This window comes from Burkholderia sp. E168m23, from assembly GCF_016586125.1.
Taxonomy (GTDB): domain Bacteria; phylum Pseudomonadota; class Gammaproteobacteria; order Burkholderiales; family Burkholderiaceae; genus Burkholderia; species Burkholderia orbicola.
The window spans coordinates 1-5,641 of sequence record NZ_BCPP01000447.1 but is presented as its reverse complement, the minus strand read 5'-3'; the positions used below and the strand labels follow the sequence as shown (position 1 = coordinate 5,641).

The following is a 5,641-nucleotide window of genomic DNA, read 5'->3' as shown; positions in this document are numbered from 1 at the left end:
TGCTGTTCGGCCATGAGCGCGGTGCGTTCGACGGCGCCGAGCGCCGCGAGACGGGCCTGTTCGAGCAAGCCGGCGGCGGCACGCTGTTCCTCGACGAAATCACCGCACTGCCGCTCGTGCTGCAGGAAGCGCTGCTGCATGCGCTCGATTCGCAGAACTTCATGCGGATCGGTGGCACGAGCTCGATCACCAGCGATTTCCGGCTGATCGCGGCCACCCGCCGCCCGGCGCGCGAAGCGGTGGCGAACGGCACGCTGCGCGAGGATCTGTGGCTGCGCCTCGACGCGGCGTCGATCACGATGCCGCCGCTGCGCGAGCGCGACGGCGATGCGCTCGCGATCGCGGACGCGCAGATCGACGAACTGAACCGGGATGCGCGCGCAACCGGCCGCAGCACGACCGACAAGCGCGCGGCCCCGGGCTTCGTGCGCGAATGCCTGTCGTACGAATGGCCGGGCAACGTGCGCGAACTGCAGGAGCGCGTGCGTTTCGCGTACGACGCATCGGGCGACTTCATCGAGACGCTGCGCGCGGGCGAAGCCAGCTTCTCCGCCGGCGCCGCGCTGAACGGCAGCAGCGTGCAGATCAAGGTGGGCACCCCGCTGTCCGACGTCGAGGATCTGCTGATCCGTGCGACGCTAGACGCGGTCGGCGGGACGCGCCACCGCGCGGCGACGCTGCTCGGCATCAGCCCGAAGACGCTGTACAACAAGCTGCAGCGAATGAAGGTGAACTGAGTGGGGCGGCCCCTGGATACGGGCGCTGGTCGGATCTGACCGTTAGTTGCGTGTAAATCCGTTCCAGCGACGACCCGAATCAGGCCATCGCGCTCGGTAATAAAAAAGCCGCGCTACTGCGCGGCTTTTTCGTTTGGAGCAACCGGAACGGCGCGACCCGCGCCATCCCCTACCCGCTTACGCCAGCGCGCTGCTCAGCAGCGCCTGCGCCTGCAGATACTCGGGCTGCGCGATCAGCTTGTCCCACTTGAGCGCCTTGCCGCGCGCGCGCATCCGCTTGAGGCGCCGCACCGACTCGGCCGAGGCCCGCGCCTTCAGCCCGTTCAGCACGACTTCGGCCGCGTCCGGCTGGTTGCAGACGAGCACCATGTCGCAACCGGCGGCGAGCGCGGCATCGGCGGCCTGCGTGAGCGTGCCGCCTTCGCGGGCGGCCTCCATCGACAGGTCGTCGCTGAAGATCGCGCCCGTGAAGCCGAGCTTGCCGCGCAGGATGTCCTGCAGCCACACGCGCGAGAACCCGGCCGGCCGCTTGTCGACCTGCGTGTAGATCACATGCGCCGGAATCACCGCGGCAAGCGACAGCCCGAGCCAGTCGTACGGCGCGACGTCCTGCTCGAGGATCGCATCGAGCGTGCGGTCGTCGGTCGGCAACGCGACGTGCGAATCGGCCTCCGCGAAGCCGTGTCCGGGGAAATGCTTGCCGCAGTTCGCCATACCGGCGAGCGACAACCCGTGATTCAGGCTCTTCGCGAGCAGCGTGACGACGCGCGGGTCGCGATGGAACGCCCGATCGCCGATCACCTTCGAGTGCCCGTAGTCGAGATCGAGTACGGGCGTGAAGCTCATGTCGATCCCGCACGCGCGCAATTCGGCGGCCAGGATGTAGCCGACGGCGGTCGCGACCTTCGTCGCGAGCAGCACGTCGCGATCCCACAGTTCGCCGAGGCGGCGCATCGCGGGCAGCACCGTGAAGCCGTCGGTGCGGAACCGCTGCACGCGCCCGCCTTCGTGATCGACGGCGATCAGGATGTCTTCGCGCACCGCGCGGATCGCATCGGTCAGCGCGGTCAGTTGCGCGCGATTCTGGAAGTGCCGCGCGAACAGGATCACGCCGCCGGTATTCGGATGCGCGAGGCGCCGCGCATCGTCGCGCGACAGGGTCGTGCCGACGACGTCGAGCATGACCGGGCCGGGAGTCGTTTTCATCAGATCGGGAATTCCGTCAGGAGGAGGTTCGGGAAACAGGTACAGGAGCAGGAGCGGCGTCCGTTTCAGCGTCCGTCTCGGCAACCACGAACGACACCGCGTAGTCGCGTTCGTCGCTGACCGTCACGCGCGCCGTGATGCCGCGCGCGGCCAGCCAGTCGGCCAGCTCGCCCGATGCGACCACGTACGGCTCGCCGCTCGGATGGTTGAGCGTCTGCAGCGCGCGCCACGTCATCGGCCAGTGCATGCCGAGCCCGATCGCCTTCGAGAACGCTTCCTTCGCGGAGAAGCGCGTCGCGAGAAACGCGATGCCGCGTGCCTCGGAGCGTGCGCGCCGCGCGTGGAACACGCGCAGTTCGTCGGGGCCGAGCACCTTCTCGGCAAACCGGCCGCCCGTGCGTTCGAGCACGGCCGCGACGCGGCTCACCTGCGCGATGTCGGTACCGATGCCGTAGATCGCCATGTCAGTCTCCGCCGGGGTAGCCCGGCAGCGTCGGGGCGAACGCGTCGCAAACGGCGTGCGGGGCGCGGCGGCCTCGCATCGTCAGCGCGCGCCGCCGTGCAGCGCGGCGACGCGTGCGGCGACCATGATCGCCTTCATCTCGCGCACCGCGTTGTCCCAGCCCGCGAAAATCGCGTGCGCGACGATCGCGTGGCCGATGTTCAGTTCGACGATACCGTCGATCGCGGCGATCTGCTGCACGTTCGTGTAGTGCAGCCCGTGGCCCGCGTTGACCTTCAGGCCAAGCCGCGCGCCAGCCTGCACGCCCGCGACGATACGCTCGTATTCGCGCTGCTGCTCGGCTTCGTCGTGCGCTTCGGCGTAGCGGCCCGTATGCAGCTCGATCACCGGTGCGCCCGCTTCGTGCGCGGCGCGGATCTGCGTGTCGTCCGGGTCGATGAACAGCGACACGCGCACGCCCACGTCGGCGAGCTGCTTGCACGCCGCGCGCACGGCCTCGAAGTGGCCGGCCACGTCGAGACCGCCTTCGGTCGTCAGTTCCTCGCGCTTCTCCGGCACGAGGCACGCGTCGTGCGGACGCACTTCGCACGCGATGTCGAGCATCTCGGCCGTGACCGCGCATTCGAGGTTCATGCGCGTCTTCAGCAGCGGGCGCAGTTCGCGCACGTCGGCGTCGACGATGTGACGACGATCCTCGCGCAGGTGCAGCGTGATCGCGTCCGCGCCCGCTTCTTCGGCGGCGAGCGCCGCGCGGATCGGATCGGGATAGCGCGTGCCGCGCGCATTGCGCAGCGTCGCGACGTGGTCGATGTTCACGCCGAGGTCGATGGCGGTGGGCGTTGTCAGGAAGAAGCTCATAGGTTTTGCAGGTCGATCAGGATCTGACGCGTGGCGAGCGGCGTGCCGCCGAGATAGGTGTTCAGCAGGAAGCGCATCAGCGTCTTGCTTTGCGCAACCGTCTGGGCTCGATGGTAATCGTCCTGTTCCATGTCGAGCAACGTCTGCCCGGTGATGACCGGCCAGTGCGACGGCACGTCGTCGTCCGCATTGCGCACGCCGCGCTCGGGATCGAACACGTAGCGGCGCTCGGGTTCGACCGCGCGGCGGGCAACCGTGCGGTTCAGCGCCATCGCATAGCCAGTCTCGCGCAGCAGCACGCGCTCGAACGAGCGCAGCACCTGCACCGCGGGCTCGCCGTGCGCGAGGCGCGTGAGGGTCAGCACGTAATGATTGAACAGCGGCGGCTGGGGATCCTCGCGCGCGCAGAACTTCACGAGCAGCTCGTTCGCATAGAAACCGCACAACAGCCCGTCGCCGCCGAGCGGCAGCATCCCGCCGACCCACTCGGCGCCCGTCAGCGTGCGCACCTCGGATTTGCCGGACCAGGACAGCAGCAGCGGCTGGAACGTCTGCAATACGCCGCGCAACGCGGAGTGCGGGCGCTTCGCGCCCTTCGCGACGAGTGCGAGCCGGCCGTGGTCGCGCGTCAGCACGTCGACGATCAGGCTCGTTTCCCGATACGGATAGCTGTGCAGCACGAACGCCGGCTGCTCGGCGACGCGGAAATCGGACGTGCGAGACGTCGCGCGCCGCGCCTTGCGCGGCGGTTCGGGCGGTGCCGGCAGCGGCGCGTCGTTCGCGCCGGCCGTCACCGCGTCTTCGGTCGACGTCAGCGCGTCATTCGTACCCATAGGCACGCAGCCCCGCCTCGTTGTCGGCCCAGCCGCTCTTCACCTTCACGAAGGTCTCGAGGTACACGGGGCCGTCGAACAGCTTTTCCATGTCCATCCGCGCCTCGGTGCTGATCTGCTTGAGCTTCTCGCCCTTCTTGCCGATCACCATCGCCTTGTGCGAATCGCGCTCGACGAGGATCGTCGCGAAGATGCGCTTCAGGCGGCCCTCTTCCTCGAACTTGTCGATCAGCACGGTGCTCGTGTACGGCAGCTCGTCGCCAGTCCAGCGAAACACCTTCTCGCGCAGGATTTCGGCCGCGAGAAAACGCGAGCTGCGGTCGGTCAGCTCGTCCTCGCCGTAGATCGGCTCGCCTTCCGGCAGGTACGGCTTGATCGTGTCCAGCAGGCGCTTGATGTCTTCCGGCTTCTGCGCCGACAGCGGCACGAGCTCGGTGAATTCGCGCAGCTCGCTCACCTTCTGCATGAACGGGAACAGCGTGGCCTTGTCGTTCACGCGGTCGATCTTGTTCGCGATCAGCAGCGTCGGCATGCCGGGCGGGATCAGGTCGAGCACCTTCTGGTCGTCGGGCCCGAAGCGGCCGGCCTCGATCACGAACAGGATCACGTCGACCGACGTCAGCGTCGACGTGACCGCGCGGTTCAGCGAACGGTTCAGCGCGGTGCTGTGACGGGTCTGGAAACCGGGCGTGTCGACGAACACGAATTGCGCGTCGTCGAACGTGTTGATGCCGGTGATGCGGTGGCGGGTCGTCTGCGCCTTGCGCGACGTGATGCTGATCTTCTGGCCGACGAGTGCGTTCATCAACGTCGACTTGCCGACGTTCGGGCGGCCCACGATCGCGATCATGCCGCAACGGAAACCGGTAGGAGCGGGAGTGTTCATATCGTTTGGGAGACAGGTTCGGAAACGGCCGCGCGGCGCGCGGCACGATCGCTGGGCAGTTCAGTGGTCGGCATCGGCCACGCGCGCCTGCGCGGCAGCAAGGCTCGCGCCGCCGGGCGGCGTGTCCGCGTCGGGCGCCGCGGCATCGCGTGCGCGCGCAGGCGTGCGCGCGGCGGCGTCGGCACTCGCGCCAGGCTTATCGGCCGACGACGATGCCGGATCGGCTGCATGGCCGGCCGGCTTGTCAGCTGCGCGCGGCGCGGCCTCGGCCGGCTTCTCCGCGGCCTTGTCGGGCCGCTCGGCCGGTTTGTCGGCAACCTTGTCGGCCGCCGGCTTCGCCGCCCGTTCGCCCTTGTCCGCGGCCGGCTCGACATGCGCCGCGCGAATCGCGGCCATCGGCGCGACGGCCGGTTCAGCGCCCGTCGCCGCAGCCGCGGCGGTGGCAGCCGGCACCGCGCCGGCCGCCCTCGCCTCGCGCGCCGCCGCACGTTCCTTCCGCTCGGGCGAGCGCAGGTCGAGCGCTTCCTGCACGCCCTTCACGCCCGGCACGATCTCGGGTTCGACATGCTTGGACCCGCGCGCGTTTTTCGAGCGCTTCGGCTTCGCGGCCAGCATCGGCGCGGCCGCCATCACTTCGTCGAGCGCCTTCTTCGCGGCA

At 68.9% G+C, this 5,641-nt stretch carries 6 protein-coding genes and 1 pseudogene; 1 reads left to right on the top strand and 6 read right to left on the bottom strand.

What is annotated here, in order from left to right; all coding sequences use genetic code 11:
- The coding region (locus JMF90_RS21635; protein ID WP_201325414.1) for a sigma 54-interacting transcriptional regulator at positions 1-737 on the top strand (737 nt) is incomplete at its 5' end.
- Positions 738-914: 177 nt separating this feature from the next.
- On the opposite strand, the gene nagZ is transcribed toward JMF90_RS21635, so the two are convergent.
- From nagZ to JMF90_RS21605, 6 genes and pseudogenes are all read right to left on the bottom strand, one after another.
- Positions 915-1,943: a beta-N-acetylhexosaminidase gene (gene nagZ, locus JMF90_RS21630; protein WP_011544947.1), complete on the bottom strand. Its 1,029-nt coding sequence runs from the start codon at positions 1,941-1,943 to the stop codon at positions 915-917.
- Positions 1,944-1,959: 16 nt separating this feature from the next.
- Positions 1,960-2,406, bottom strand: a complete 447-nt coding sequence (gene acpS, locus JMF90_RS21625) for a holo-ACP synthase (protein ID WP_011544946.1) — start codon at positions 2,404-2,406, stop codon at positions 1,960-1,962.
- A gap of 81 nt (positions 2,407-2,487) precedes the next feature.
- The gene (pdxJ, locus tag JMF90_RS21620) at positions 2,488-3,264 is read right to left on the bottom strand and encodes a pyridoxine 5'-phosphate synthase (RefSeq protein WP_011544945.1); all 777 of its coding nucleotides are present in this window, start codon (positions 3,262-3,264) and stop codon (positions 2,488-2,490) included.
- On the bottom strand, positions 3,261-4,097 hold the full coding sequence (gene recO, locus JMF90_RS21615; protein ID WP_006476492.1) for a DNA repair protein RecO: 837 nt from the start codon (positions 4,095-4,097) through the stop codon (positions 3,261-3,263). Before recO ends, pdxJ begins: the two co-directional genes overlap by 4 nt.
- Positions 4,084-4,983 (bottom strand): GTPase Era, encoded by a 900-nt coding sequence (era, locus tag JMF90_RS21610; protein ID WP_006476493.1) that lies wholly within the window; start codon positions 4,981-4,983, stop codon positions 4,084-4,086. Before era ends, recO begins: the two co-directional genes overlap by 14 nt.
- Positions 4,984-5,043: 60 nt before the next feature.
- A pseudogene (locus JMF90_RS21605) lies at positions 5,044-5,641 on the bottom strand (ribonuclease III); the annotation flags it as partial.